22 protein-coding genes, 1 tRNA gene and 1 pseudogene are annotated in these 25,189 nt (G+C 70.4%); 16 read left to right on the top strand and 8 right to left on the bottom strand.

Going from position 1 to position 25,189, the window contains the following annotated elements; genetic code table 11:
* Positions 1-4: 4 nt before the first annotated feature.
* From AAW14_RS15305 to AAW14_RS15295, 3 genes are all read left to right on the top strand, one after another.
* Positions 5-1,510, top strand: coding sequence for an MFS transporter (locus AAW14_RS15305; RefSeq protein WP_265564215.1), 1,506 nt, complete (start codon positions 5-7; stop codon positions 1,508-1,510).
* A 278-nt stretch (positions 1,511-1,788) separates the two neighbouring features.
* The gene (locus AAW14_RS15300) at positions 1,789-2,229 is read left to right on the top strand and encodes a DUF485 domain-containing protein (RefSeq protein WP_265564213.1); all 441 of its coding nucleotides are present in this window, start codon (positions 1,789-1,791) and stop codon (positions 2,227-2,229) included.
* Positions 2,226-3,863, top strand: coding sequence for a cation acetate symporter (locus AAW14_RS15295; RefSeq protein ID WP_265564211.1), 1,638 nt, complete (start codon positions 2,226-2,228; stop codon positions 3,861-3,863). The genes AAW14_RS15300 and AAW14_RS15295 overlap by 4 nt, the downstream gene beginning before the upstream one ends.
* 27 nt (positions 3,864-3,890) lie before the next feature.
* On the opposite strand, the gene AAW14_RS15290 is transcribed toward AAW14_RS15295, so the two are convergent.
* The 3 genes from AAW14_RS15290 to AAW14_RS15280 all read right to left on the bottom strand — a co-directional run bounded on the left by AAW14_RS15290 (position 3,891) and on the right by AAW14_RS15280 (position 8,984).
* Positions 3,891-4,775, bottom strand: a complete 885-nt coding sequence (locus AAW14_RS15290) for a cellulose-binding protein (protein ID WP_265564209.1) — start codon at positions 4,773-4,775, stop codon at positions 3,891-3,893.
* Positions 4,776-5,085: 310 nt separating this feature from the next.
* The gene (locus tag AAW14_RS15285) at positions 5,086-7,977 is read right to left on the bottom strand and encodes an SUKH-4 family immunity protein (RefSeq protein ID WP_265564207.1); all 2,892 of its coding nucleotides are present in this window, start codon (positions 7,975-7,977) and stop codon (positions 5,086-5,088) included.
* An 8-nt stretch (positions 7,978-7,985) separates the two neighbouring features.
* A complete protein-coding gene (locus AAW14_RS15280) occupies positions 7,986-8,984 on the bottom strand; it encodes an SMI1/KNR4 family protein (protein WP_265564372.1) in 999 nt (332 codons plus the stop codon).
* A gap of 263 nt (positions 8,985-9,247) precedes the next feature.
* Here AAW14_RS15280 and AAW14_RS15275 point away from each other — a divergent pair, with 263 nt between their 5' ends.
* A complete protein-coding gene (locus tag AAW14_RS15275) occupies positions 9,248-9,748 on the top strand; it encodes a YwqJ-related putative deaminase (protein WP_265564205.1) in 501 nt (166 codons plus the stop codon).
* A 65-nt stretch (positions 9,749-9,813) separates the two neighbouring features.
* Positions 9,814-10,308: an SUKH-3 domain-containing protein gene (locus AAW14_RS15270; RefSeq protein WP_265564203.1), complete on the top strand. Its 495-nt coding sequence runs from the start codon at positions 9,814-9,816 to the stop codon at positions 10,306-10,308.
* 61 nt (positions 10,309-10,369) lie between these two features.
* Here AAW14_RS15270 and AAW14_RS15265 read toward each other — a convergent pair whose 3' ends face one another.
* The gene (locus tag AAW14_RS15265; RefSeq protein ID WP_265564202.1) at positions 10,370-11,689 is read right to left on the bottom strand and encodes a sensor histidine kinase; all 1,320 of its coding nucleotides are present in this window, start codon (positions 11,687-11,689) and stop codon (positions 10,370-10,372) included.
* A 168-nt stretch (positions 11,690-11,857) separates the two neighbouring features.
* On the opposite strand from AAW14_RS15265, the gene AAW14_RS15260 reads away from it, so the two are divergent.
* The 7 genes from AAW14_RS15260 to AAW14_RS15230 all read left to right on the top strand — a co-directional run bounded on the left by AAW14_RS15260 (position 11,858) and on the right by AAW14_RS15230 (position 17,507).
* Positions 11,858-12,739, top strand: coding sequence for a hypothetical protein (locus AAW14_RS15260; RefSeq protein WP_265564200.1), 882 nt, complete (start codon positions 11,858-11,860; stop codon positions 12,737-12,739).
* A gap of 8 nt (positions 12,740-12,747) precedes the next feature.
* Positions 12,748-12,820 (top strand) — tRNA-Gln (locus tag AAW14_RS15255).
* 113 nt (positions 12,821-12,933) lie between these two features.
* Positions 12,934-14,382: a bifunctional UDP-N-acetylglucosamine diphosphorylase/glucosamine-1-phosphate N-acetyltransferase GlmU gene (glmU, locus tag AAW14_RS15250; protein ID WP_265564198.1), complete on the top strand. Its 1,449-nt coding sequence runs from the start codon at positions 12,934-12,936 to the stop codon at positions 14,380-14,382.
* A 147-nt stretch (positions 14,383-14,529) separates the two neighbouring features.
* Entirely contained in the window at positions 14,530-15,504 is a 975-nt protein-coding gene (locus AAW14_RS15245) for a ribose-phosphate diphosphokinase (RefSeq protein ID WP_265564195.1), read from the top strand.
* 179 nt (positions 15,505-15,683) lie between these two features.
* On the top strand, positions 15,684-16,289 hold the full coding sequence (locus tag AAW14_RS15240) for a 50S ribosomal protein L25/general stress protein Ctc (protein ID WP_265564193.1): 606 nt from the start codon (positions 15,684-15,686) through the stop codon (positions 16,287-16,289).
* Positions 16,290-16,358: 69 nt separating this feature from the next.
* On the top strand, positions 16,359-16,961 hold the full coding sequence (pth, locus tag AAW14_RS15235; protein WP_265564192.1) for an aminoacyl-tRNA hydrolase: 603 nt from the start codon (positions 16,359-16,361) through the stop codon (positions 16,959-16,961).
* 54 nt (positions 16,962-17,015) lie between these two features.
* Complete coding sequence (locus AAW14_RS15230; protein ID WP_265564190.1) at positions 17,016-17,507, top strand: hypothetical protein; 492 nt, start codon at positions 17,016-17,018, stop codon at positions 17,505-17,507.
* A gap of 85 nt (positions 17,508-17,592) precedes the next feature.
* Here AAW14_RS15230 and ppc read toward each other — a convergent pair whose 3' ends face one another.
* On the bottom strand, positions 17,593-20,325 hold the full coding sequence (gene ppc / locus AAW14_RS15225; RefSeq protein ID WP_265564189.1) for a phosphoenolpyruvate carboxylase: 2,733 nt from the start codon (positions 20,323-20,325) through the stop codon (positions 17,593-17,595).
* 310 nt (positions 20,326-20,635) lie between these two features.
* Between ppc and AAW14_RS15220 the strand changes: the two genes are divergently transcribed.
* The 3 genes and pseudogenes from AAW14_RS15220 to AAW14_RS15210 all read left to right on the top strand — a co-directional run.
* Entirely contained in the window at positions 20,636-21,643 is a 1,008-nt protein-coding gene (locus AAW14_RS15220; RefSeq protein WP_265564187.1) for an acyl-CoA desaturase, read from the top strand.
* A complete protein-coding gene (locus tag AAW14_RS15215; protein ID WP_265564185.1) occupies positions 21,640-22,314 on the top strand; it encodes a TetR/AcrR family transcriptional regulator in 675 nt (224 codons plus the stop codon). Before AAW14_RS15220 ends, AAW14_RS15215 begins: the two co-directional genes overlap by 4 nt.
* Before the next feature lie 99 nt (positions 22,315-22,413).
* A pseudogene (locus AAW14_RS15210) lies at positions 22,414-22,596 on the top strand (Uma2 family endonuclease); the annotation flags it as partial.
* A gap of 21 nt (positions 22,597-22,617) precedes the next feature.
* Here the strand turns inward: AAW14_RS15210 and AAW14_RS15205 are convergent.
* Together AAW14_RS15205 and AAW14_RS15200 are read right to left on the bottom strand one after the other, a co-directional pair.
* Positions 22,618-22,986: a VOC family protein gene (locus AAW14_RS15205; protein WP_265564370.1), complete on the bottom strand. Its 369-nt coding sequence runs from the start codon at positions 22,984-22,986 to the stop codon at positions 22,618-22,620.
* A 2-nt stretch (positions 22,987-22,988) separates the two neighbouring features.
* Positions 22,989-23,792, bottom strand: coding sequence for a trans-aconitate 2-methyltransferase (locus AAW14_RS15200; protein ID WP_265564183.1), 804 nt, complete (start codon positions 23,790-23,792; stop codon positions 22,989-22,991).
* Positions 23,793-23,959: 167 nt separating this feature from the next.
* Here AAW14_RS15200 and tamR point away from each other — a divergent pair, with 167 nt between their 5' ends.
* Positions 23,960-24,457, top strand: coding sequence for a MarR family transcriptional regulator TamR (gene tamR, locus AAW14_RS15195; protein ID WP_265564182.1), 498 nt, complete (start codon positions 23,960-23,962; stop codon positions 24,455-24,457).
* On the opposite strand, the gene AAW14_RS15190 is transcribed toward tamR, so the two are convergent.
* A complete protein-coding gene (locus AAW14_RS15190) occupies positions 24,416-25,183 on the bottom strand; it encodes a response regulator transcription factor (protein ID WP_265564180.1) in 768 nt (255 codons plus the stop codon). The genes tamR and AAW14_RS15190 overlap by 42 nt on opposite strands.
* Positions 25,184-25,189 lie beyond the last annotated feature (6 nt).

Raw genomic sequence — 25,189 nt, 5'->3', positions numbered from 1 at the left:
TCCCGTGGGCGGTACACGACCTGCGATACGCGAAGCCGCACAGCGCACCGCTACCGGCCGGCGCGGTGCCGTCGTCGCCGCGCTGATGCTGGCGATGGCGCTGGCCGCTCTCGACGCGACGATCGTGTCGACCGCCGTCCCGCAGATCGTCGGCGACCTCGGCGGCTTCTCCCTCTTCTCCTGGCTGTTCTCGGGCTACCTGCTGGCCGTGACGGTGACGCTGCCCGTCTACGGCAAGCTCTCCGACACCTTCGGCCGCAAGCCGGTGCTGATCGCGGGGGCCTCCGTCTTCCTGCTCGGCTCGCTACTGTGCGCGCTGGCCTGGAACATGGGGGCGCTGATCGCGTTCCGCATCGTGCAGGGCCTGGGCGGCGGCGCTCTCCAGGGCACGGTGCAGACGCTCGCCGCCGACCTCTACCCGCTGAAGGAACGCCCGAAGATCCAGTCCAGGCTCTCCACGGTGTGGGCGCTGTCCGCGGTTGCGGGCCCGGCGCTGGGCGGCGCGCTCGCCGCGTACGCCGACTGGCGGTGGATCTTCCTGGTCAACCTGCCGATCGGGGCGGTCGCGCTGTGGCTGGTCGTGCGCCATCTGCACGAGCCGGAGCGGGAAGCGGGTCCTCGCCCCCGTATCGACTGGGCCGGCGTGCTCGGAGTGTTCGCCTGCGGGGGCGTGCTGCTGACGGCGCTGGTGCAGGGCGGAGTCGCCTGGCCGTGGCTGTCCGCGCCGTCGCTTGCGCTGTTCGGCACGGGACTGGCGCTGGCCGCGGCGGTGGTGGCGGTGGAGCGCCGGGCGGCGGAACCGATCATCCCCGGGTGGGTGTGGCGCCGCCGTACGATCGCCGCCGTCAACCTGGCGCTGGGCGCGCTGGGGTTGCTGATGGTGGCCCCGGCGGTCTTCCTGCCGACGTATGCGCAGGCGGTCCTCGGTCTCGCCCCGGTCGCTGCCGGATTCGTGCTCTCCGTATGGACGTTGAGCTGGCCGCTGTCGGCGGCGCTCAGCCAGCACGTGTACCGGCGCATCGGCTTCCGTGACACGGCGATGCTGGGCATCGGCCTCGCGGCGCTGCTCCTGCTGGCCTTCCCCTTCCTTCCCTATCCCGGATCGCCGTGGCAGCCGGCCCTGCTGATGCTGCTGCTCGGGGGCGCGCTGGGCCTCTTCCAGCTCCCGCTGATCGTGGGCGTGCAGTCGACGGTGGGCTGGGCGGAGCGCGGCACCACCACGGCGTCCGTCCTGTTCTGCCGTCAGACCGGCCAGACCGTCGGGGCGTCCGTGTTCGGCGCGATCGCCAACGGCGTCCTCGCGTCCCGGCTGGGCGGCGCGAGCGACCTGGACGCGGTGACGCGGGCGCTGGACGGGGGCACCGCGCCGGAGGCGACCCGCCGGGCGATCGCCTCCGCGGTCCATGCGGTCTACCTGGGTGCGTCGTGCGCGGCGGCACTGGCGTTCCTGGTGCTGCTGTTCGTCGCCCCGCGCCGCTTCCCGGTCCTCAACGACCGGGCCTCGGCGTGAGCGCCCGGCGCCGGCCCGGACGTCGCCGACACCGCCTGCGCCGGGGCCGAGCCGCGGGAACGGTCGTTGCCGGGACCGACACCGGGGGCGGATACCCGGAGGGACGTCCAGACGGAGCCAACGGCGGGTCACACCCCAGGCCGTGCAGTAAGCGCGTACCGACCGATCAGTTTGGTGAAAAGGCCGCACAGCCCCGATCCCGCGAGTAGCGTGCGTCGCTCACCCCCCGCTCCCTGCGGTCCGCCGCCACGGACCCGAGCCACGCAAGGAGAACCGGGATGTCCGACGCCTTCCCGTCGCGCCCGTCGCCCGACCACTCACCACCGCTCGCCTCGTCACCGTCGTACGTCACCTACCCCTGGCAGCCGCCGCCCGCGCCACCCGCGCAGCGGCGGCCGCCGCGCCGCACACCGCTCGGACACCACAGCGACCTGCGGATCCTGCGCACCGCCTACCGATGGCAGCGGCGCGTCGCCACCCTCACCGCCCTCGGCTACTTCACCCTCTTCCTGGTCCTGTCGGCCTACGCGCCGTCCTTCATGACCCGCACCGTCTCCGGCGGCCTGACCCTGGGCCTGCTCCTGGGCCTCCTGCAGGTGCCGGTCACCTTCCTCGCGATCGCCCTGTACGCGTACACGGCACGCCACACCGTCGACCCGATCGCCGACCGCATCCGCAGGCAGGCCGCCCTCGACTCCAGGCAGGAGACCGTGCGATGAGCACACCTGCCGCAGCCGGCCCGCTCACCGGATTCAGCAGTTCCGCACAGGCCATGTCCCTGGTTGCGTTCACATCCGTCGCCACGATCACGCTGCTGTTGTGCGTAATGACCGGCCCCGACCGCGACGACCTCGACGAGTTCTACACCGGCTACAACTCGCTGTCCCCTATGCGCAACGGCCTCGCCATCGCGGGGGACTACATCTCCGCCGCGACCGTGCTGGGCACCGGCGGCGTCATCGCGCTCACCGGGTACGACGGTGTCGTCCTCGCGCTGAGCACCGCCCTGTCCCTGATGCTGCTGATGTTCCTGCTGGCCGAACCCCTGCGCAACGCGGGCCGGTTCACCATGGGCGACGTGCTGGCCCGGCGCATGCCGGGGCGGGCGGTGCGCATCACCGCGTGCGCCGCGACCATCGTGGCCCTGCTGCCGCTGATGCTCGTCCAACTCGCCGGTACCGGCGACCTGCTGGCGTTCATCCTCGGCTTCTCGGGCGACTCCCTGAAGACCGGCTGCATCATCGGCCTCGGCGCGCTGATGATCAGTTACGCGGCGATCGGCGGCATGAAGGGCACCGCAGTCATCCAGATCATGAAGATCGTGATGCTGCTGGGCTCCGGCACCGTCGTCGCCGCGCTGATCCTGCGCCGCTTCGACTGGGACCCGGGCGCACTGTTCGCGGCCGCCGCGAAGAACAGCGGCGTCGGCTCCGCCTTCCTGCACTCCGGCCTGGAGTTCGCCGGCGGCCCCGCCCCCCGCCTGGACATGATCACCTCGGAGCTGACGGTGGTGCTCGGCGGCGCCTGTCTGCCGCACATCACCATGCGGATGTACACGGCGAACAGCGCCCGGCAGGTACGCCACTCGATGGGCTGGGCGGTGCCGTCGGTGGCCCTGTTCGTACCGGTCATCACGGTTGTCGGGTTCGGCGCCACGGCCCTGATCGGGCGCGCCACCGTCGCGGCCGCCGACCCCCGGGGCAACACCGCCTATCTGCTGGGCTCCCGGGCCGCGTTCGGCGCCAACGTGTCGGCGGGCGGGACGCTGCTGTTCACCGCGGTGACGACGGCGCTCTTCCTCACCCTGCTCGCCTCCGTCGCCGGAATGATCCTCGCCTGCGCCAACTCCCTCGCGCACGACGTGTTCGCCGCCCGGGTGCTGGAGATGCCGCCGCGGCGCGAGATGGCCCTGGCACGCGTCTCGGCGCTGGCGGTGGGGGTCCCGGCGATCCTGCTCGCCACGCTCGTCCAGCACCGCAGTCTGCAGCCGCTGGTGACGCTCTCCTTCTGTCTGGGCGCCTCCGCGATCGCACCGGCCCTGGTGTACGGCCTCTTCTGGCGCCGCTACACCCGAACCGGCCTGCTCTGGACACTGATCGGGGGCACGGTGACGACACTCGTCCTGATGACCGGCACGAACCTGGTCTCCGGCTCCCCCGCGGCGGCCTTCCCGAAGGCCGACTTCAACTGGTTCCCGTTCACCACCACCGGCCTCGTCTCCATCCCGCTGGGCTTCGCCTACGGCTGGCTGGGCACGGCCGTCTCCGGCCGCCGCCAGGCCACGGAGCAGCGCCGGCAGTACGAGGCGGTGGAGGGATGGATCCTGGCGGGGGCGGTCCGCAGAAGCGGCTGACCAACGGCCGGGCCGAACGGGGCGGGCCTACTCCGCGGGGGCCCGGCCGGTCAGCATGGCGAGGCTGTTGCGCACATGGTCCAACTGGGCCTGCACACGGTCCCGTTCCTCCCCGTGCTCCCGCAGCACCCGCTCCGTCTCCCGCGTGATGCGGTCCTCCCGCAGCCGCGCATCGGCGATCACCTCGGCGGCGCGTGCCTGGGCGTCCCGCTGAACCTGCCGGGACGACTCCTCGGCCTCGGCGAACGCCCGCTTCGCCTCCGACAGGGCGGCCTCCGCGCGCGCCACCCGCTCCGCCTCCGACGCCTCCAGCCTGGCGGCCCGTTCGGCCACCGCCCGCTCCTCGGCCCCCAGCCGCTCGGCCCGCTCCCGCTCCTGCTCGGCGAGCAGCGCCTCGGTGCGCCGACGCACCTCGCGCAGCGCGGCCAGCGCCTCCCCACGCTTCTCCTTCACCTCGCGCCGCGCCGCGACCCGTACGTCGTCGGCCTCGGCCCGGGCCGCCAGCAGCCGGGTACGGACCCGCTCCTCGGCCTCCGCGCGCAACTCGTCGGCGTACGCCTGCGCTGCCTCCTGAGACCGCCGCCCCTCCTCCTGCGCATCGGCGACCGACTGCCGCGCACCCCGCCGGGCGTCCTCCCGTACGGCCGCGGCCTCCTCCTGCGCCAGGCCGAACAGCCCCCGGGCCCGGTCGCCGAGCATCTCGTACGTCTGCGGCCCCAGCCGCGCCACCGTCTCACGCAATCGCGCCAGCTCGGCCTCCATCTCCCTGGCCAGCACGGTCAGCCGGGCGGCCCGCTCCCAGGCCGCGTCGCGGTCCTGCGAGAGAGCCGCCGTGTACGCGTCGACCTGATCTGGACGGTAGCCGCGGCGCACGGACACAAAGCCGTGCGGCGACCCCGATGCGCTGCTCAACGTGGAACCCCTCTCCGCCTGACCCACAACCGGTGATTCCGCGCACATCTTGATGGATCAGACGGAAGTGTTCATAACACGACACTCCGCGCATAAGCAATGGACAAGGCCAGGAACGACGATGCACGCGGGGTGTTGCGCGCGAGGTCGCACAGCACGTCACACACGCCGTCGCACACCACAGCGCACACCCCCCGGCACACCTCAGGACAAGCAGAAAGGGGACACCGCAGGGCAGACAAAAGGGCCGGGCGTGGCCGTACGAAGTCGTACGGCCACGCCCGGCCCTTGACGAGACGTCAGCAACAGATCACAGCAACCCGTCCCACATCTGCTCCAGCAGCACGGACCACCAGCTCTCCGGCGAACCCAGCGCCGCCGGATCCAGGGAGGCCAACTGGGCCTGGAAATCAACCGTCCAGCGGCCCGCCTGCTCCTGGTTGAGCCCGAACCGCAGCCGCCACATCCGGCCCAGCAGCGCCAGACAGCGCGCGAACTCGGGCAGCCCCGTGTTCACGAACTGCGGCGGTACGGGAGCGCCACCCGGACCAGGCTCCACCGGCACCGCGACGATGTTCGCCGTGCCGTACTGCACGCAGACCGCCTTGCCGAAGTCACTGCCCATCACCAGGTACGAACCCGCATCCGCGGCCGGCTGCACCCCTCGCTCCTGCGCCAGTTCGGCCAGCGTCGGCACCGGACGGCCGGGCTGGGCCTGCGCCCAGAAGAACGGGCCCATGTCGACGGGCAGTCCGGCCACCACCAGGGTGTGCGCCACGATCGGCGGCACCCCCTGCCGGGAGACGGCGGCCTGGTCGAAGCGGAAGATCCCGGGACCGAAGGCACCGGCCAGCTCCTGCGCGATGGCCTCCGGCGGAATCGGCGGCGTCGGCTGCACCGGCGGCAGCGGCGCACGCACCGGGGCCGGACGCGCCGGACCATCCGCCACCTGGTGCAACTCGCCCTGATGCGCAAGCAGTTGCTGCATACCCTGTTGACGCGAGGCGTGGTCGGTGCCGTACGGGGCGATGCTGGCGATCCGGGCCTGCGGCCAGTTCTCCCGGATCATCCGCGCGCAGTAGGCACCCGGCAGCTCACACGACTCCAGCTCCGTGTGCAGCTCGAGCACCTGGTCCGGCGGGACGTTCATCGCGCGCAGCTCATGGAAGATCTGCCACTCGGGGTGCGGGGTGCCCGGCGCCGAGCGCCGGATCAGCTGCTGCTCGGAACCGTCCTGGGCGCGGTAGCGCAACACGGCCTGGTAGCCGGGCCCCACCGTCGGCTGCGCGGCCGGCGGATAGCCGTACGACGGCTGCTGCCCGGGCACTGGCTGACCGGGCATCGGCTGACCCGGCATCGGCTGACCCGGCATCGGCTGCCCAGGCATCGGCTGACCCGGCATCGGCTGCGGAGCAGCGGGCGGCATGCCCGGCGCGCCCGGGGGCGGCGGCGGGGGCGCGCCCGGACCACCGGCGGCCGGACCGGCGAACATGGTCTCGGCGTGGTGTACGCCACCGGGGGCGCCGGGAGCGGCGGGGGCACCCGGAGCACCCGGGGGCATGCCCGGCATACCGGGGGCGGCCGGCAGCTGCGGAGCGCCAGGAGCGCCAGGAACACCCGGGCCACCGACAGACGGACCGGCCAGCATCGTCGCCGCGTGGTGAACACCACCCGGAGGCGTACCCCCACCCGGCACATTCGGAGCAGCAGGCGACTGCGGCGCACCAGGGGGGCCGGGCGGGCCCGGCGGGTTGGGGACGCCCGGGCCACCAGGAACACCCGGGCCACCGACAGGCGGACCGGCCAGCATCGTCGCCGCGTGGTGAACACCACCCGGAGGCGCACCGCCCGGCGCATTCGGAGCAGCAGGCGACTGCGGGGCAGCAGGCGGCTGCGGCGCGCCTGGGGCGCCAGGGGCCCCCGCGCCCGCAACTCCTCCCGGCCCGTCCGGGCCGAGCTGCGACACGAGCTGCGTAGGCACATAGCCGCCCGCCGCGCCACCGGGTGACGGCGGCGGGGGCGTGTCACCCGGCCGCACGCCCGGCGCACCAGGAGCGCCCGGCAGAGGCGGCGCACCACCGGCGCGCGCCCCCCGTGGAGGCGCCGCCTTGCTGGTCGCGGCGTCGGCGATCTCCCCGGCGTTCGGCGCGAGCGGCCGCCCCGGCACGGACGCACCGGCAGGTGACTGCGGCGGCTGCGGCACACCCGGCCCCTGCGGCACACCGGGAGCACCGCCCGGACCCTGCGGATCGCCGTACGACGGGACGCCCGGCGGCGGAGTGCCCGGAACCCCGGGCGTACCCGGAGCACCGTGCGGCGGCAAACCGGGGACACCAGGAGGCGGCGTGCCCTGCGCACCCGCCCCCGGCCCGTCCAGTGCCGGAGCCACCGTCGTGGGCGGCAGTTGGCTGCCGCCCGCCATCAGCGCCGTCTTCGCGTCCGACGTCGAAGCGGGCGGCGGCGTACCGACATCGCCGGGGTCGCTCAGCTGCGGCGCGAACACGGTCGCCGGAAGCGGAACCGAACGGTCCTCGCCCGCCTCGCCGTTGGTGTCGGTCCCCGCCCACGGTGTCGCCCCCTCGGGCACACCCGGTACCGCGTCCCGCACCTCGTGGCCACCCACGGCGGCGGGCCACGGCGTCTCGCCCCCCGAAGAAGCCGGAGAAGCAGAGGGAGCCGAAGAAACGGAGGGAGCCCCAGCAGCCGGGGGAGCCGCAAAGGCCGCGGGAGCCGCAGAAGCCGACGCATCCGCCACCGGACGCGAACCCGCGCCCTCCGACACGCCGGAGGACGGACCCGCCGCCCCGCCACCCTGACGACGATCCGGAATACCCAGCTTGTCCGCCGCCTCCTGGAGCCACTCCGGCGGGCTCAACAGGAATGACGTCTGATTCAGATCCACCCGCGCCGGAGGCGCCGGCGCCGGCTGCGCCACCGCGTCCTGCACCCCGTACTCCTCCTCGTACCGGCGGATCACCTCACCCACCGGCAACCCGGGCCACAGCGTCGCCTCACCACTGTCACGCGCGATGACAAGACGCTGCGCGCCCCCGTCCGACCGCGGCCCCTCGGCCCGGTCCTCCGCCCACACCACGAACCCGAGCTCGAACTCCCGCACCCGCACCTCACGATGCTGGTACGACGGCACATCCCCGTTGATCCACTCTTCCGCGCGCTCCTGCGCCTGCGCAAACGTCACCATCGCCGAACTCACTCCCCCACCGAAGACGTCGACGACACCGGCACCGCATGCGCGAACCCGCCATCCACCATCAAGTTCGCCACCGTCTCCAACTCCGGTGGATTGCCCGCCAGACGGGACAGGAACAAGTCGAAGTCGTCACCGCACGGCAGCAACAACCGCTGCACACGCTCGGCCGGCGCCCACGACGCATCCACATCACGCGCGTCGTCGTACGCACAGAACCAGACCGAACCGATCCGGTCACCCTTCACCTTCACGGCCAGCAGACCACCCTGCACGAACCCCACCCCGAGGTAATCCTTCGTCAGATGGTCGCGCAGACACTTGTTCACATACACCAGATCATTGACCGCCGCCTCGTCCCGCACCGTGAAGAACGGCTGATCGACCAGCAGCCCCAACTCCGCGTCGAGCGCCGCCCCCACCGGCGCACACCCACCCGCAGCCTTCAGGAACGCGCGGTACGCACCCGGCAGCCGATACCCCAGGTCCTCCTCGGCCCCCTGCACCTGCTGCTCCGTCACCGCCACCGACGACTTCGGCAAACCGAAGTGCGCCGGACGCGTCTCCTGCAACGGCCGCGTCCCGCGCTTCGACTGATCGACCCGCGCCGTCGCTATCCCGCCGTGATGCCTCAGCAGCGCCTTCACCTCGACCGGAACCAACTCCAGACGACGCGTCCCCCGCACGTGATGCCACGTCCAGCCGTGCGGCGTCGCCACCGCCGGAATCGTGTCCCACAACTCATGACCGGACGCCGCCGACGCCGCGTTCGCCGACACATAGTCCGTCAGCCGCAACTCGTCCACGCCGAAACCCTCCGGCGGATCCGCAATCTCCGCCGCCGCACGCGCATACGGCGAGAAGTCGGGATAGCCGTGCGCGTCCACCCGCACACCTCTCGGGTGACGGGCAGCCCTCACCGGGTCCGGAAAGTGCACGACCTGCCCGGCGTAGGCCGCGTTCGGCGGCGCGGCTTGCTGCCCGAGCCGACCTGTCGTCATGGCGGTTGCCCCCTGCGGCGTTCTGTCTGGCCTGTACGGCGATGTGGATCGCGGACGTCGACAGCCTATGCGGTACGACGACACCGGTCACCGGGCCATCGGTTCCCCACCCGTCGACACCCCGCCGACACCGTGACCAGCCGTCACCCCACCGTGACCGTACGACGAAGCACGGGCGTGTCGCAGCGCCCCAGCTTCCGCACCAGCCACGGCATTTGGCAGTCTGTGTCCCGCCGGGGGGTGCAAGGGAGGGGAACACGATCATGAGCGCAACACAAACAGGCACGTCAGGCGACCCACGCATCGGCTGGAGCAGCACCGAGGCGCCCACCGCCCCCACCCTCCGCCACCGCCGCGACGGCATACTCCCCACCGTCGCCGCCGCACTCTCCGTCCGCGGCGCCACCCTCACCGGCACCGCCGCCCGCGCCGACCAGCCGCCCGTCCTGCACCCGCTCGTCCAGGACTTCCTCGACACCCTCACCAGCGGCCAACGCGACCGCTACACCGGCCGCTGCGCCGAGGCCATCCTCATCTCCCGCCACATCGCCGCCGCCGACGCCGCACGCAGCAAACGCGCCGCACGCAAACCAATGACCAACGGCGAAGCACGCAAGGCCCTCAAACAGGCCAAGCTCACCGCACGCCGCATCCGCGAGGACGGCGACCCGCTGCACGGCAGTTTCGCCGCACCCTGCCGCGCCTGCACCGCACTCAGCAACCACTTCGGCGTACACATCGTCGACCCCACGGCGCACAGCTGACCCACCCACCGCACACAGCAAAACGGCGCCCGCGCCGCACCACGACACTCGACGATCGAAGGCAGATGCACGCCCACCACTCCTCCACCACACGCTTCTCCGTACCCGTGGACGCCGCCCTGCGCGCCGCAGGCTGGCAACCAGGCCGCTGGGACATAAAGCAGGCGGAAATCTGGGCCGACACCCTGCGCAACCACACATCCCCCGCAGGCCACCGGCACATGGTCTTCCCCGCAGCCGTCGAAGCATGGGCCGAATTCGGCGGCCTGCACATCACCGCACAGGGACCCGGCCGCCAACTCGCCCCCGCCGCCCTCCACCTCGACCCCCTGCACGGCCTCCACATGGCCCGCACCCTCGCCGACCTCGGCCGCGCCCTCGAAACCGAGGTCTCCCCCCTCGGCGAGGAATCCGACAGCCGCGCCCTGCTCGCCATCGACACCGAAGGCCGCATCTACGCCCTCGACCACACCGGCGACTGGTACCTCGGCCCCGACATCGATCACGGCCTCACCACACTGCTGGCAGGAATCGAACCGGTACGCCTCACCGCCGGGTGACCCCGAAAGACATACCGCCGCGCCCCACCCGACGACACCACGGCCGCCCCCACGGCGACCGTCACACCGCCCCCGCCGGAATCACCGCCGACACCCGGAACCCACCCGCATCCGTCGGCCCCGAAACAAACACCCCACCCAGCGCACTGACCCGCTCCTTCATCCCGACCAGACCATTGCCCCCACTCGGCAACCCCGCCGAACGAGCAAAGCCCGGCTCCGGCGGCGGCCCGTTCTCCACCTGCATCGCGATCTCCGCAGAGCGATGCGCAAGCCGCACATGCGTCTTCGCACCCGCCGCATGCTTGTGCACGTTGGTCAACGCCTCCTGCACCACCCGGTACGCCGTCTGCTCGACCTCCGGCGCATACGACCGCACCTCACCCTCCACCAGCAGATCGACCACCATCCCCGCCGCCGCCGACTGCCCCACCAACTCCGCCAGCTCCGCCAGACAAGGACCCTCGGACGAATCGTCCGCGGCACGCCACGCAGCCGCAGCCGCAGCCGCACCCACCGCCGCCAACGGCACCCCCGCCCGCGCATGCCGGCCCGCGAGCCCCTCCCCCGTCCGCAGCACCCCCAGCATCTCCCGCAACTCCGTCAGCGCCTGCCGCCCCATGTCCCCCACCAGCGCGGCGTTCTTCACCGCCTTCTCCGGATCCTTCCGCGCGACAGCCTGAAGAGCCGCGGCGTGCACCACCATCAGACTCACCCGGTGCGCCACCACATCGTGCATCTCCCGCGCGATCCGGGTCCGCTCCTCGTTCCGCGCCCACTCCGCACGCTCCTCCGCCCGCTCGGCAAGCAGCATCAGCTCCCGCTCCAGCGAGTCGGCCCGCTCGCGCAGGCTCTCCATCAGCCGCCGCCGGGCACCGATGTACAACCCCAGCAGCACCGGAGGCGCCGTCATGCCGAGCGCGGTGGTCACGGACAGAAACGGAATGAACCCCCCCGCGATCGCCAGATCCCCCCGGACCATCCCCTGATGCGCCCGCACATACGTCACGATGAACATCCCGAGGAACGACATCCCCGCAAGCGCACCGATGATCCGCCGGGGCAGCTCCGAAGCGGCGAGCGTGTACAGCCCGACGACACCCATCAGGAACCCCATCTGGGCGGGCGTGATCGCGATGCTCACCAGCACCACGGCAATCGGCCACCTGCGCCGCAACAGCAGCGTGACCCCCGCGAACAGCCCGAACACCATCCCCACCGGAACCGGCAGCCCGGCATCCCGCGAGAACTGCATCCCCTCGGCCGAACACTCCGCGGCGGACAGCGCCGCGAGTGAGATGTCGAGCACGGCACTGCGCCACCGCACCCACCACCAGGGCCCTTCCCCGGACCCCGTGTGGACTTCCCCCGTCGTGGTCATGCCTCCAGCCTACGGGCGCCGGGGCGGGGATTTCCGGTGAGTTCCGACTGGCACCGAACACCACACTCCGTAATCAAACAGAAGCGAAACCGACCGGAAATCCCTCGAACTGCTGAATCGCACACCGTACGACCCCGGAGGTCCGGACTCCGCCCGGAGGTTATGCCCATGGCACACGCACCGGGCAGGTACGCGGACTTCGAGGGGCTGAGGGAACGGGCGGTGGCGCTGCGACGGGGCGGCTACAGCCTTCGGCAGATCCGCGACGAGCTGAAGATCTTCAACAACGACATCCTGAACCAGTTGGTGAAGGGGGAGCCGCCACCGGAATGGACGAAGCGCCCGAGGGCGAAGGACGACCTGCGCAAGAAGGCGAGGGAGCTGCGGCTCCGGGGCTGGACGTACGACCAGATCGAGGCGGAGCTGGGGTGCTCCCGGAGCTCGGTGTCGCTTTGGGTACGGGATCTGCCGAAGCCGGAGCGGCGGGATCCGACGGAACAAGCGAAGCTGGCGGCCCGGAAGAGGTGGGAACACGAGCTGGCAATGCGAGACGAAGAGCGCCGGCGGACCAAGGCAGCCGCTGCGGGGGAGATCGGCGCGATGACTGCCCGTGAGCTGTTCATGACCGGCGTCGCGCTCTACTGGGCCGAGGGGACCAAGGACAAGCCCTACGCCAGGCGCGAGAGCGTTCAATTCGTCAACAGCGATCCCGGCGTGATTCGGATCTATCTGGCCTGGCTGGACCTGCTCGGCGTGGAACGCGAACGCCTGCGGTACCGAGTCATGATCCACATGACGGCCGATGTCGAGGGTGCCCAGCGTTACTGGGCTGACCTTGTCGGCGTCGATGTCTCCGCGTTCCAACGCACGACCATCAAGAAGCACAACCCCAAGACCGTCCGCAAGAACGTGGGCGAGAGCTACCGCGGCTGTCTCGTGATCAGCGTCCTGCAATGTGCCGACCTGTACCGCCGTATCGAGGGCTGGTGGACAGGCATGGTGAATGCGGCCTCCGGGATCACGGAACCTCTCTCCTCGGGTAAGGTCTGACGCAGCCATCCGCCATGGGGTAACTGGTAGCCCGCGGGCCTTTGAAGCCCTGTAGTGCTGGTTCGAATCCAGCTGGCGGAGCTGCTCGCTTCGGGCCCTGACAGCACCGTCAGGGCCCGCTCTCATGTCGCCCCCCAAACACCCCGGTATCCTGCGGATGTCCACCCCACCCCCAGAAGCCGAAGGGCATCCCCGTGAGTGCCAACCGCCCGGCAGCCGTCGTCGTTCTCGCAGCGGGTGAGGGCACCCGTATGAAGTCGGCCACACCCAAGGTCCTGCACGAGATCTGTGGCCGTTCCCTCGTAGGGCATGTGCTCGCCTCCGCTCGCGAGTTGGAGCCCGAGAATCTGGTCGTCGTCGTCGGCCACGCCCGGGAGAAGGTCACCGAGCACCTGACCCGGATCGACCCCGCGGTACGCACCGCCGTCCAGGCCGAGCAGAACGGGACCGGGCACGCCGTCCGGATGGCCCTCGAAGAGCTGGGCGGGTCCGTCGACGGGACCGTTGTCGTCGTGTGCGGCGACACCCCCCTGCTCACCGGCGAGACGCTCAAGCGGCTCGCCGCCACCCACGGCGGTGACGGCAATGCCGTCACCGTGCTGACCGCCGAGGTCCCCGACGCCACCGGCTACGGCCGTATCGTCCGCGACGACGCCTCCGGTGCCGTCACCGCGATCGTCGAGCACAAGGACGCCGACGACGCCCAGCGGGCGATCAAGGAGATCAACTCCGGCGTGTTCGCCTTCGACGGGCAGCTGCTCGCCGACGCGCTCGGCAAGGTCCGCACGGACAACAGCCAGGGTGAGGAGTACCTCACCGATGTGCTCGGGATCCTGCGTGAGGCGGGGCACCGTGTGGGCGCGTCCGTCGCGGCCGACCACCGTGAGATCGCCGGCATCAACAACCGGGTCCAGCTCTCCGAAGCCCGTCGCATCCTGAACGACCGCCTGCTGACCGGTGCCATGCTCGCGGGGGTCACGATCGTGGATCCCGCCACCACCTGGGTGGACGTGACCGTGACCTTCGAGCAGGACGCGGTTGTGCACCCGGGTACGCAGCTGCTCGGTTCCACTCATGTCGGCGAGGGCGCCGAGGTCGGCCCCAACTCCCGGCTGAAGGACACCAGGGTGGGGGCGGGGGCCCGGGTCGACAACACCGTCTCGGACGGCGCCGTGGTCGGCCCGCAGGCCGGCGTGGGCCCGTACGCCTATCTCCGTCCCGGTACGCGTCTTGGTCTCAAGTCGAAGGTCGGCACGTATGTGGAGACCAAGAATGCGTCGATCGGTGAGGGCACGAAGGTGCCGCACCTGTCGTATGTCGGGGACGCGACGATCGGTGAGTACACGAACATCGGCGCGGCGAGTGTCTTCGTGAACTATGACGGACAGGACAAACACCACACGACCGTGGGTTCGCACTGCCGTACCGGTTCGGACAACATGTTTGTGGCTCCTGTCACGATCGGGGACGGTGCCTACACGGCTGCCGGCTCGGTGATCACGAAGGATGTGCCGCCCGGTTCGCTGGCCGTGGCCCGTGGTCAGCAGCGGAATATCGAGGGCTGGGTCGCTCGTAAGCGTCCGGGGAGCGCGGCGGCGAAGGCGGCCGGGGCGGCTTCGGGGGAGCCGGATGGCGAGGGCTGAGCGGAAACACGGGCGTCCGGCACGGCGTACCGTGATAGGTGCACACTCGCACCCCCTACCAGCTGAGACGGCCGTCCGCGTCTGCCGCGACGGCTGTGACGGCTTCTCGACACCCCAGCTGAAAATCACCTCTGAGGAGACAGTGCTGTGACCGGGATCAAGACGACCGGCCAGAAGAAAATGATGTTCTTCTCCGGCCGCGCACACCCCGAGCTTGCCGAGGAGGTCGCCCACCAGCTGGGTGTCGGGGTCGTCCCGACGAAGGCCTTCGACTTCGCCAACGGCGAGATCTATGTGCGTTACCAGGAGTCGGCGCGTGGGGCCGACTGCTTCTTGATCCAGAGCCACACGGCTCCGATCAACAAGTGGATCATGGAGCAGCTGATCATGATCGACGCGCTGAAGCGTGCGTCGGCTCGTTCCATCACGGTGATCGTGCCCTTCTACGGTTACGCGCGGCAGGACAAGAAGCACCGTGGACGTGAACCGATTTCGGCGCGTCTGATCGCGGATCTGATGAAGACGGCCGGTGCGGACCGGATCCTCACGGTGGATCTGCACACGGATCAGATCCAGGGCTTCTTCGACGGTCCGGTGGACCATCTGTTCGCGTTGCCGCTGCTGGCGGACTATGTGGGTCAGAAGGTGGACCGCGAGAAGCTGACCGTGGTGTCTCCGGACGCGGGCCGTGTGCGGGTGGCCGACCGTTGGTGCGATCGTCTGGGTGCGCCGCTGGCGATCGTGCACAAGCGCCGTGACAAGGACGTCGCCAATCAGGTGACGGTGCACGAGGTCGTGGGTGAGGTGGAGGGCCGGGTGTGCGTCCTGGTCGATGACATGATCGACACGGGTGGCACGATCTGTGCGGCTGCGGACGCGTTGTTCGCGCATGGTGCGGAGGATGTCATCGTGACGGCCACGCACGGTGTGCTGTCGGGTCCGGCCGGGGACCGTCTGAAGAACTCGAGGGTGAGTGAGTTCGTCTTCACGAACACGCTGCCGACGCCGGGCGAGCTGGCTCTGGACAAGATCACGGTGTTGTCGATCGCGCCGACGATCGCGAGCGCGGTGCGTGAGGTGTTCGAGGACGGTTCGGTGACGAGCCTGTTCGACGAGCAGTGATGGTGCGCCGGTAGAGATCCTTTTGGGTACGGCCTTCCCCTCCGGGTAGACTGCTGCAGTTGCTCGGCGAGGGAGGCCGTACTCATTGGGGTACGGCGGTCCGTAATCGACGCGCTCTTCGTAGCAGGCCGTTCGTGGCCGGGTGACCACGTCCGTTCGCGTTACTACGAGGAGTGAACATGTCCGAGGTGAAGATCACCGCCGAGACGCGCACCGAGTTCGGCAAGGGTGCCGCGCGCCGTATCCGTCGTGCCAGCAAGGTCCCCGGTGTCCTGTACGGGCACGGTTCGGACCCGCTGCACCTGACCCTGCCGGGTCACGATCTGCTGCTGGCGCTGCGTACGCCGAACGTCCTGATCTCTTTGGACATCGACGGCAAGACCAATGAGCTGGCGATCCCGAAGTCCGTGCAGCGTGACCCGCTGAAGGGTTTCCTGGAGCACGTCGACCTGCTGCTGGTGAAGCGTGGCGAGAAGGTCACCGTCGAGATCCCGGTCCACGCGGAGGGTGAGCTGGCTCCGGGTGGCAACCTGCTGGAGCACGTGCTGAACGCGCTGCCGGTCGAGGCCGAGGCCACGCACATCCCCGAGGCGCTGACGGTGTCGGTGGAGGGTCTGGCGGCGGGTGCCTCGATCCACGCCAAGGACATCGTTCTGCCGTCCGGTGTGACCCTGGCGGTCGACGAGGACGCGGTGGTCCTGCAGGTTCTGGCCGCGCAGGCGGAGGAGGCTCCGGAGGGCGAGGAGGCCGTGGAGGGCGAGGAAGAGGCTCCTGCCGAGGCCTGATCCTCGTCGTCGTCGTTTCGTCAGCCGCTGTTCCCGTACGGGGCAGCGGCTGGCGCGTATCAAGGAGACATGGACGTGAGCACCCCTGCCAATGCCCCCTGGCTCGTTGTGGGCCTCGGCAATCCCGGGCCCGAGTACGCGATGAACCGGCACAATGTGGGGTTCATGGTGGCCGATCTGCTGGCCGAGCGGATCGGGGGGAGGTTCAAGCGGGCGGGCAAGGCGCAGGCGCAGGTCGTTGAGGGGCGGATCGGTCCGCCCGGTCCGGCGAATCGTCGTGTGATTCTGGCGAAGCCGATGTCGTACATGAATCTGTCGGGCGGCCCGGTGAACGCCCTGCGTGATTTCTACAAGGTGCCGGTGGCGAATGTGCTGGCCGTGCATGACGAGCTGGACATCGATTTCGGGGCGCTGCGTCTGAAGCTGGGTGGTGGTGACAACGGCCACAACGGGCTGAAGTCGATCACGAAGGCGATGGGTTCGGATTACCACCGGGTGCGGTTCGGGATCGGGCGTCCGCCGGGGCGTATGCAGGTGGCGGATTTCGTGTTGAAGGATTTCTCGTCGGCGGAGCGCAAGGAGCTGGACTACTTCGTGGATCGTGCGGCGGACGCGGTGGAGTGTCTGGTGATCGAGGGGCTGGAGCGGGCGCAAGGCACGTACAACTCCTGACTTGTTCCGGGTGGGAGTTGACCGGGCGCGGGGGCATGGCCAAGGATCGCGGCCATGTCTTCTGCCGTCTCCTCTTCTCAGGCTGCGGTCGCGGTGCTGCGGTTCGGGCGGCTCGCGGCGATGGCTGCGGTCGCGGTGCTGATTCTGATCGGCGGTGTGTGGGGATCGTGGGGGACCGCGCAGCACGTGATGCTGACGAAGGGCCGGGAGCGGGGCACGATGACGGTGGCCCGGTGTTCCGGTGGTGTGTGCAGTGGCCCCTATGAGCCTTTGTCGGCGGGGTCGACGGCGCGGCGGCGGGTGCTGATCGACGATTCGGTGGCGGGGCGGCGGGGCGAGGTGCTGACGGTCGTGGTGAAGCCGGATTCCGACGAGGTGGTGCGTTCGGGTCCGGCGGGTGTGCTGTATGCGTGGATTCCGTTGGCGGGTGCGCTGCTGCTTGCGTCGGTGGTGGTGGCGGGCGGGCTGCGCATGCCGCGTACGGCCTGGGTGATGGCGGGGTCGGGGGTTGCGTTGTTGACGGCGACGTTTGTGGCTCTGCAGTAGCTCTTGTGGTGGGGGGTGGTGACGGCGGTGCCCCCGTGCTCGTCCGGTGACGAGTGCGGGGGCACCTTTTTGTGCGGGGTGGGGGTCAGCCGGTGTTGCGCAGTCCGGCGGCCACGCCGTTGACCGTGAGGAGCAGTGCCCGGGACAGCAGCGGGTCGGGCTCGGTGTCGGTGGCGGCGGCGTCGCGCTGGCGCTTGAGCAGGGCGACCTGGAGGTAGGAGATCGGGTCGAGGTAGGCGTCGCGGATGGTGAAGGTCTGCCTGAGGACGGGGTTGGCGTCGAGCAGTTCCTTCTCGCCGGTGACCCGCAGGACCTCGCGTACGGTCAGTTCGTGCTCGGCCTCGATGGCGGTGAACACGTGCTTGAGGTCGTCGGGTACGAGGGTGTCGACGTAGTGGCGGGCGATGCGCAGGTCGGTCTTGGCGAGGGTCATCTCGACGTTGGAGATGAAGTTGCGGAAGAAGTGCCACTGTTCGTGCATCTCGGCGAGCACGGTGTCGAGGCCGGCTTCACGCAGTGCCTTGAGGCCGGAGCCGACGCCGTACCAGCCGGGCACGATCTGGCGTGACTGGGTCCAGCCGAAGACCCAGGGGATGGCGCGCAGTCCGTCGAGGCCGGCGCCGGAGTCGGGGCGCCGGGAGGGGCGGGAGCCGAGGTGGAGGTCGGCGAGCTGGTCGACGGGGGTGGAGGCGAAGAAGTAGGCGGGCAGGTCGGGGTCTTCGACCAGCTTGCGGTAGGCGGCGTGGGCGGCGTCGGAGACGACGTCCATGGCGGCGTCCCAGCGGGCCAGTGCTTCGTCCGACTGGCGGGGGGCGGTGTGCAGGGCGGAGGCCTGGAGGGTGGCGGCGACGGTGAGTTCGAGGTTTTCCCGGGCGAGGGAGGGGATGAGGTACTTGTCGGAGATGACCTCGCCCTGCTCGGTGACCTTGATCTCGCCTTCGAGGGTGCCCCAGGGCTGGGCGAGGATGGCGTCGTGGGTGGGGCCGCCGCCGCGGCCGACGGTGCCGCCGCGGCCGTGGAAGAGCCGCAGTCGTACGCCGTAGCGGTGGGCGACGTCGCGCAGGCGGCGCTGGGCGCGGTGGATCTCCCATTGGGAGGTGGTGATGCCGCCGAACTTGGAGGAGTCGCTGTAGCCGAGCATGACCTCCTGGACGTCGCCGCGCAGTGCGACGAGCCGCCGGTAGGAGGGGTCGGAGAGCATGTCCTCGAGGATGGTGTCGGCGGCCTTCAGCTCGTCGGTGGTCTCGAGCAGCGGGACGATGCCGATCTTGGCCCAGCCGGCGTGGAGGTCGATGAGGCCGGCTTCGCGGGCGAGGACGGCGGCGGCGAAGACGTCGTCGGCGCCCTGGCACATGGAGATGATGTAGGACTCGATGACTTCTGGGCCGAAGACCTTCAGGGCCCGCTTGGCGGTTTCGAACACGCCGAGGGTCTTGGCGCCGGCGGCGTCGAGGGGTGCGGGGGTGGGGGCGAGGGGCCGCCGGGAGCGGAGTTCCTTGGCGAGGAGCTTGTGGCGGTACTCGCGCGGCATGTCGTCGTAGCGCCAGGATTCCTCGCCGAGCCGGTCGAAGAGCTGGCCGAGGGCGTGGTGGTGGGCGTCGGCGTGTTCGCGGACGTCCATGGTGGCGAGCTGGAGGCCGAAGGCGGCGAGGGTGCGGATGGTGCGGGCGAGGCGGCCGTCGGCGAAGAGCCCGCCGCGGTGGGCGCGCAGCGAGGTCTGGATGATTCTGAGGTCGTGCAGCAGTTCGGAGGTGCCGAGGTAGTCGCGTCCGGGCTCGTGCTGGATGCCCTTGGCGAGGCGCTGCTTGGTGTTGACGAGCTTCTGCCGGATGCAGGTGGCCTTGAGGCGGTAGGGCTCTTCGGCGTTGAGTCGCTTGTAGCGGGGGCTGATCTCGGGGAGCAGCTGCAGGTCGGTGCGGAGGGAGTCGAGCAGGTCGTCGGTGGCGCCGGCGTAGCGGATGGAGTTGGACAGCAGGCCGCGCAGCTCGTCGATCATTTCGAGGGCGTCGTTGATGCCGTGCTCGTGCTGGAGGATCAGCACCTCCCAGGTGACATCGGGGGTCACGTTGGGGTTGCCGTCGCGGTCGCCGCCGATCCAGGTGCCGAAGGTGACGGGGCGGGTCTCGTCGGGCAGCTTGACGCCGACGCGCTCCAGTTCGGCGGTGAGGTCCTCGAGGACGTCGCCGACGGCGCCGGCGTGCAGTTCGTCGAGGTAGTAGATGGCGTTGCGGGCCTCGTCGGCGGGCTCGGGGCGCACGACGCGGAGTTCGTCGGTCTGCCAGACGAGGTCGATGTTCTCCGCGAGCCGGGTGTCGTGGCGGCGGCGGTCGGCGTCCAGGACGGGGGTCTCCAGGAGTGCGGCGATGCGCCGGAGCTTGTTGAGGACGGAGCGGCGGGCGGCCTCGGTCGGGTGTGCCGTGAACACGGGACGCACGTTGAGGTTGCGGACGGATTCGCGCACGTGCTCGGGGTCGGCGTCCTTGAGGCGGTCGGCGGTGCGGGCGATCAGTCCGCCTTCGGCGGCGCGCTTGGCGCGCAGTTCACGGCCGCGGTGCACCTGCTCGGTGACGTTCGCGAGGTGGAAGTAGGTGGAGAAGGCGCGCACGAGCTTGGCGGCGGTCTCCAGCTCGGTGCCGCGCAGCAGTTCCGCGGCGGCTTCCCCGTCCTCGCGGGTCAGCCGGCGGACGCGCTCGACCAGTTCCAGGAGCTCGGGGCCTTCCTGCCGGACGAGGGTCTCGCCGAGCAGATCACCCAGCCGGCGGATGTCGGCGCGCAGCTCGCTGCTGGTCGTCGTGGTCTGGTCGTCGGCACTGCTCACAGGTGCGGCTCCTTGCAGTGTTGAAGCTCGTCTGGGAGGGGGCCCGGACGGGTGCCGCGCGCGGCGGGTGCCGCATACGGACGGGGCATCCGGGAATTAATCAGAGCGGACCGCGCTGTCCGACCGACTCCAAGGATAGGTGGCGGGGCGGACGCGCAGCCTCACGGGCTCTTGCCGCCGGGCGACGCACTGCCATACTTACGACGCCGTAGGTTACGGAACCGTAGGGTCTCCCGTCGGATTCCGGGAGGATCCTGACCCCGTATCCCGGGCATTTGCCTCGACCCTCGACCCCACAGGGGACGCCCCCATGACCACAAGCTCCGATGTGATCGAAGACGCCCCAAGGGCGAACGACACTGCGCTGCCGTCCGCGACGCTGGGCGGCGAGCAGAAGCGCTCGATCGAGCAGATCACTCTGCTGCTGTTCATCACCGTCCCGTTCCTGGCGCTTGTCGCGGCGGTGCCGCTGGCCTGGGGCTGGGGGGTGAGCTGGCTCGATGTGGGCCTGCTGGTGTTCTTCTACTACCTGGGCTGTCACGGCATCACGATCGGCTTCCACCGCCACTTCACGCACGGTTCCTTCAAGGCCAAGCGGCCCCTGAAGATCGCGCTGGCGATCGCCGGTTCGATGGCGGTGGAGGGGCCGCTGGTGCGTTGGGTGGCCGATCACCGCAAGCACCACAAGTTCTCGGACGCGGAGGGTGACCCGCATTCTCCGTGGCGTTACGGGGAGACCGTCCCCGCGTTGATGAAGGGTCTGTGGTGGGCCCATGTGGGCTGGATGTTCGACGAGGAGCAGACCTCGCAGGACAAGTACGCTCCGGATCTGATCCGGGACCGGGCGATCCGGACGATCTCCCGCCAGTTCGTCTGGTGGACGGCGGTGTCGCTGCTGCTGCCGGCCCTGATCGGCGGGCTGGTGACGATGTCGTGGTGGGGCGCGTTCACGGCGTTCTTCTGGGGGTCGCTGGTGCGGGTTGCGCTGCTGCACCATGTGACCTGGTCGATCAACTCGATCTGTCACGCGGTGGGCAAGCGCCCGTTCAGGTCCCGGGACCGGTCGGGCAATGTGTGGTGGCTGGCGGTCCTGTCGTGCGGTGAGTCGTGGCACAACCTGCACCATGCGGACCCGACGTCGGCGCGGCACGGTGTGGAGCGCGGCCAGCTGGACTCGTCGGCGCGGATCATCCGCTGGTTCGAACAGCTGGGCTGGGCGTACGACGTGCGCTGGCCGTCACGCTCGCGTATCGATTCCCGCCGGACCACCGACGGGAACGGCTCCCGGCGCAAGAAGGCGACCGCTGACGCGGCATGATTGACGGCGTGGCGACCGACTCCAGCATCCCCAGCAGCGACAAGCCCCGGCGCACCCGCCGTACCCGGATGACCGGTGCGGAGCGGCGTCAGCAGTTGCTGGAGATCGGTCGGACGCTGTTTGCCGCGAAGGGGTTCGAGGGCACGTCGGTGGAGGAGATCGCGGCGAAGGCCGGGGTCTCCAAGCCGGTGGTGTACGAGCACTTCGGTGGCAAGGAGGGGCTGTACGCGGTCGTGGTGGACCGCGAGATGCGGCGTCTGCTGGACATGGTGACCGGTTCCCTGACCGCCGGGCATCCGCGTGAGCTGTGCGAGCAGGCGGCGTTCGCGCTCCTGGACTACATCGAGGAGTACACGGACGGCTTCCGCATCCTGGTGCGTGATTCCCCGATCCCGCAGTCGACGGGCTCCTTCGCCTCGCTCATCTCGGACATCGCCACCCAGGTGGAGGACATCCTGGGCCGCGAGTTCAAGAGCCGCGGTTTCGACCCGAAGCTCGCGCCCCTGTACGCGCAGGCACTGGTGGGCATGGTCGCGCTGACGGGTCAGTGGTGGCTGGACGTGCGCCGCCCGAAGAAGGCCGAGGTCGCGGCGCATCTGGTGAATCTCGCGTGGCACGGGCTGGACGGGTTGGAGCCGAAGCCGCGGCTGATAGGTCACCGGAAGAGCTGAGTCCGGCGGACTTGATCACCCGATGTGATGACCTTTGTCGGCAGCGGCGGCCACGGTGGGTATTCGGGCCCGAGAATCCCGTTCAGGGGAGGAATCACCGTGACAGCCGAGCCGATCGCCGAGCCGAACCGCGAGCCCGCCGACGAGCCGACCACCCGTTGGCCCGTGCCGCCGCGGGACGGATACACCGTGGAGGACCTTTTCAGCCTGCCGGACCTCCCGCCGCACACCGAGTTGGTCGACCGGAGCCTGGTCTTCGCAAGTCCGCAGCGACGTTTCCACGTCGACATCACCATGAGGCCCTCAAGAGCCTGTGACAGGCTCCAAGAACTCCAGCCGATTGCCCACCGGGTCCTCCGAGTAGAACCGGCGGTGCCCCGGCAGGTCGCCGTCCCAGGTCACCGGCGCGCCGTGCGCCACGAGCCGGGCCGCGTACGCGTCGATGCCCGTGACCCCCAGTCCCGGATGGGCCTTTCTCGCCGGGTGGAAGTCCTCCTCGATCCCCAGGTGCAGCCGCACGGCCCCCGCCTGGAACCAGCAGCCGCCGCGCGCGGCGAGCACCGGCGGTTTGGGGATCTCGGTCATGCCGAGGGCGTCGGTGTAGTACGCACGCAGCAGGTCCTCGGAGCCCGGCGGGGCCGCGAGCTGGACATGGTCGACGGCCGTCAGCACGGTCACGCCTCCTTCGTCGCGACGGCGAAGATGCGGCGGAAGGGGAACACCGTGCCGTGGTCGGTCGCCGGGTACGCCTCGCGCAGCGCCTTTCGGTAGTCGGCGAGGAAGCTCTCCGCGTCATCGCCCAGTTCCGTCAGGATCGGCCTCAGTCCGGTGCCCTTCACCCAGTCCAGGACCGGGTCCTCGCCCTCGAGGAGGTGGAGGTACGTCGTCTCCCAGACGTCGGCCGTGCAGCCGAGGGCGGTGAGGTGTGCCAGATAGGCCTCGGGGGTGTGCACGGCGTCGTCATGGCGCAGGGTGTCGGCGAGGCGGTCCTTCCAGCGGGCCGAGTGGGCGAGCTCGCGCATCAGCCGGTGGCTGGGGGAGTCGAAGTTGCCAGGGACCTGGAAGGCGAAGGTGCCGCCCGGGGCCAGGCCCGCGATCCAGTCGGGGAAGCGGGCGGTGTGGCCCGCCACCCACTGGAGGGTGGCGTTGCTGATGATCAGGTCGTACGGCTCGGTGGGCGTCCAGACGCGGGCGTCGGCGTGGGCGAAGTCGAGGCGGCCGCCGCCCGGGGTGGGGCCTTCGTGGTCGGTGTGGGCCTTGTCGAGCATGGCGGGCGCGTTGTCGTACCCGGTGATGTGCGCGGCGGCCCAGCGGTCGGCGAGCAGGACGGTGACGTTGCCGGGCCCGCAGCCCAGGTCGGCGATCCGGGGCGCGCCGGAGGGCAGGTCCGGGACGCGGGCGAGCAGGTCGACGAAGGGGCGGGCGCGGTGGCCGGCGTGGCGCAGGTACTGATCGGGGTCCCAGGTGGCGGCGGACATGGCGGGGCCTCCTCGCTGCGAGCGGGCACGGAGTGCTCGTACGGAGACGTCGCCCCCGTTTGACGACGCCTCCGTACGGAACGTCATCTTCGCGTCTCAGCTATCTCGACGTCAAGAGACTCCATGTCAAGAGACTTCATGTCGACACAACCACTACACTGATCGTCATGGAGGACGAGGTCGATCGGCTGGTCGCGGCGTGGCGCCGGGAGCGCCCGGACCTCGACGTGGAACCGCTCGAGGTGCTCAGCCGGGTGAGCAGGCTGGCCCGGCACCTGGACCGTGCACGTCGGCTTGCCTTCTCCGAGCACAGCCTGGAGCCCTGGGAGTTCGACGTCCTCACCGCGCTCAGGCGGGCGGGCAGCCCTTATCAGCTCTCCCCGGGCCAGCTGCTGACCCAGACACTGGTCACCTCCGGCACGATGACCAATCGTATCGACCGCCTGGCGAAGAAGGGTCTGGTGGAGCGGCTCCCGGACCCGAGCGACCGCCGGGGCGTGCTCGTGCGGCTCACGGACGAGGGCCGGGACCGGGCGGACCAGTCGCTTGCCGGACTGCTCGACCAGGAGCGCGCGATCCTGTCGGAGCTGAGCTCGGCCCAGCGCGGTGAACTGGCCGCGCTGCTACGCCAGCTGACCGCCCCGTTCGACAACATCCCCGGCTAGGTCGACCGGCCCGACACCCGCGCGGCGGGCGAGGGCGACGGCGGCGAGGGTGGAGTGGACGCCCAGCTTGCCGAGGACGTTCTGCATATGGGTGCGGACGGTGTGCGGGGACAGGAACAGCCGCTCGGCGACTGCCTTCCGGCCCAACCCGGCGACCATGCAGCGCAGCACCTCCCGCTCCCGCGGTGTCAGGGACTCCACCAGGCGCTCGCTCTCGGTGCGGTGCTTGCGGGCCGCGGTCAGCTCCCGCAGGACCCCGGTGAGCAGTGCGGGCGGAAGATGCGTCTCGTCCCGCAGCACGCCCCGGATGACCGTCAGCAGCCGTGACAGCGAGCAGTCCTTGGCGACCCAGCCGGAGGCGCCGGCCCCCAGGGCGAGGGCCGCGCGGCGCGGGTCGTCCTTCTCGGCGAGGACGACGGTGCGCACGCTCGGCTGCCCTGAGCGGACGCCGGCGACCAGCGAGATGCCGTCGACGAGCCCGTCCTCGTTGCCCTCCTGGACGGGGACGGCGGCACGCGAGCCCAGGACATTGCCGCCGAGGTCCGCGTCGACGAGCATCACGTCGAATCTGCGGCCTTCGGCAGCCGCCCGCTCCAGGCAGCGCAGTGCGGCCGGACCGCTGCCGGCCGCGGACACGTCGACGTCGGGCTCGGCGGCCAGGGCGGCCGCGAGCGACTCGGCGAAGATGCGATGGTCGTCGACGACAAGAACTCGGATGCGAACCACTGAAAC

Source organism: Streptomyces hygroscopicus, assembly GCF_026168105.1.
GTDB classification, from domain to species: domain Bacteria; phylum Actinomycetota; class Actinomycetes; order Streptomycetales; family Streptomycetaceae; genus Streptomyces; species Streptomyces hygroscopicus_D.
Note: the sequence above shows the minus strand (reverse complement) of the source record. Positions and strands in the feature narration are given on the sequence as shown.

Coding starts and splice junctions, on each gene's coding strand:
- AAW14_RS15220 (WP_265564187.1), top strand. CDS start 20,636: ATGACCACAAGCTCCGATGTGATCGAAGACGCCCCAAGGGCGAACGAC.
- AAW14_RS15285 (WP_265564207.1), bottom strand. CDS start 7,977: ATGGTGACGTTTGCGCAGGCGCAGGAGCGCGCGGAAGAGTGGATCAAC.
- AAW14_RS15295 (WP_265564211.1), top strand. CDS start 2,226: ATGAGCACACCTGCCGCAGCCGGCCCGCTCACCGGATTCAGCAGTTCC.
- AAW14_RS15270 (WP_265564203.1), top strand. CDS start 9,814: ATGCACGCCCACCACTCCTCCACCACACGCTTCTCCGTACCCGTGGAC.
- AAW14_RS15215 (WP_265564185.1), top strand. CDS start 21,640: ATGATTGACGGCGTGGCGACCGACTCCAGCATCCCCAGCAGCGACAAG.
- AAW14_RS15300 (WP_265564213.1), top strand. CDS start 1,789: ATGTCCGACGCCTTCCCGTCGCGCCCGTCGCCCGACCACTCACCACCG.
- AAW14_RS15260 (WP_265564200.1), top strand. CDS start 11,858: ATGGCACACGCACCGGGCAGGTACGCGGACTTCGAGGGGCTGAGGGAA.
- AAW14_RS15265 (WP_265564202.1), bottom strand. CDS start 11,689: ATGACCACGACGGGGGAAGTCCACACGGGGTCCGGGGAAGGGCCCTGG.
- AAW14_RS15280 (WP_265564372.1), bottom strand. CDS start 8,984: ATGACGACAGGTCGGCTCGGGCAGCAAGCCGCGCCGCCGAACGCGGCC.
- AAW14_RS15200 (WP_265564183.1), bottom strand. CDS start 23,792: ATGTCCGCCGCCACCTGGGACCCCGATCAGTACCTGCGCCACGCCGGC.
- AAW14_RS15230 (WP_265564190.1), top strand. CDS start 17,016: ATGTCTTCTGCCGTCTCCTCTTCTCAGGCTGCGGTCGCGGTGCTGCGG.
- AAW14_RS15275 (WP_265564205.1), top strand. CDS start 9,248: ATGAGCGCAACACAAACAGGCACGTCAGGCGACCCACGCATCGGCTGG.
- pth (WP_265564192.1), top strand. CDS start 16,359: ATGGACGTGAGCACCCCTGCCAATGCCCCCTGGCTCGTTGTGGGCCTC.
- tamR (WP_265564182.1), top strand. CDS start 23,960: ATGGAGGACGAGGTCGATCGGCTGGTCGCGGCGTGGCGCCGGGAGCGC.
- AAW14_RS15240 (WP_265564193.1), top strand. CDS start 15,684: ATGTCCGAGGTGAAGATCACCGCCGAGACGCGCACCGAGTTCGGCAAG.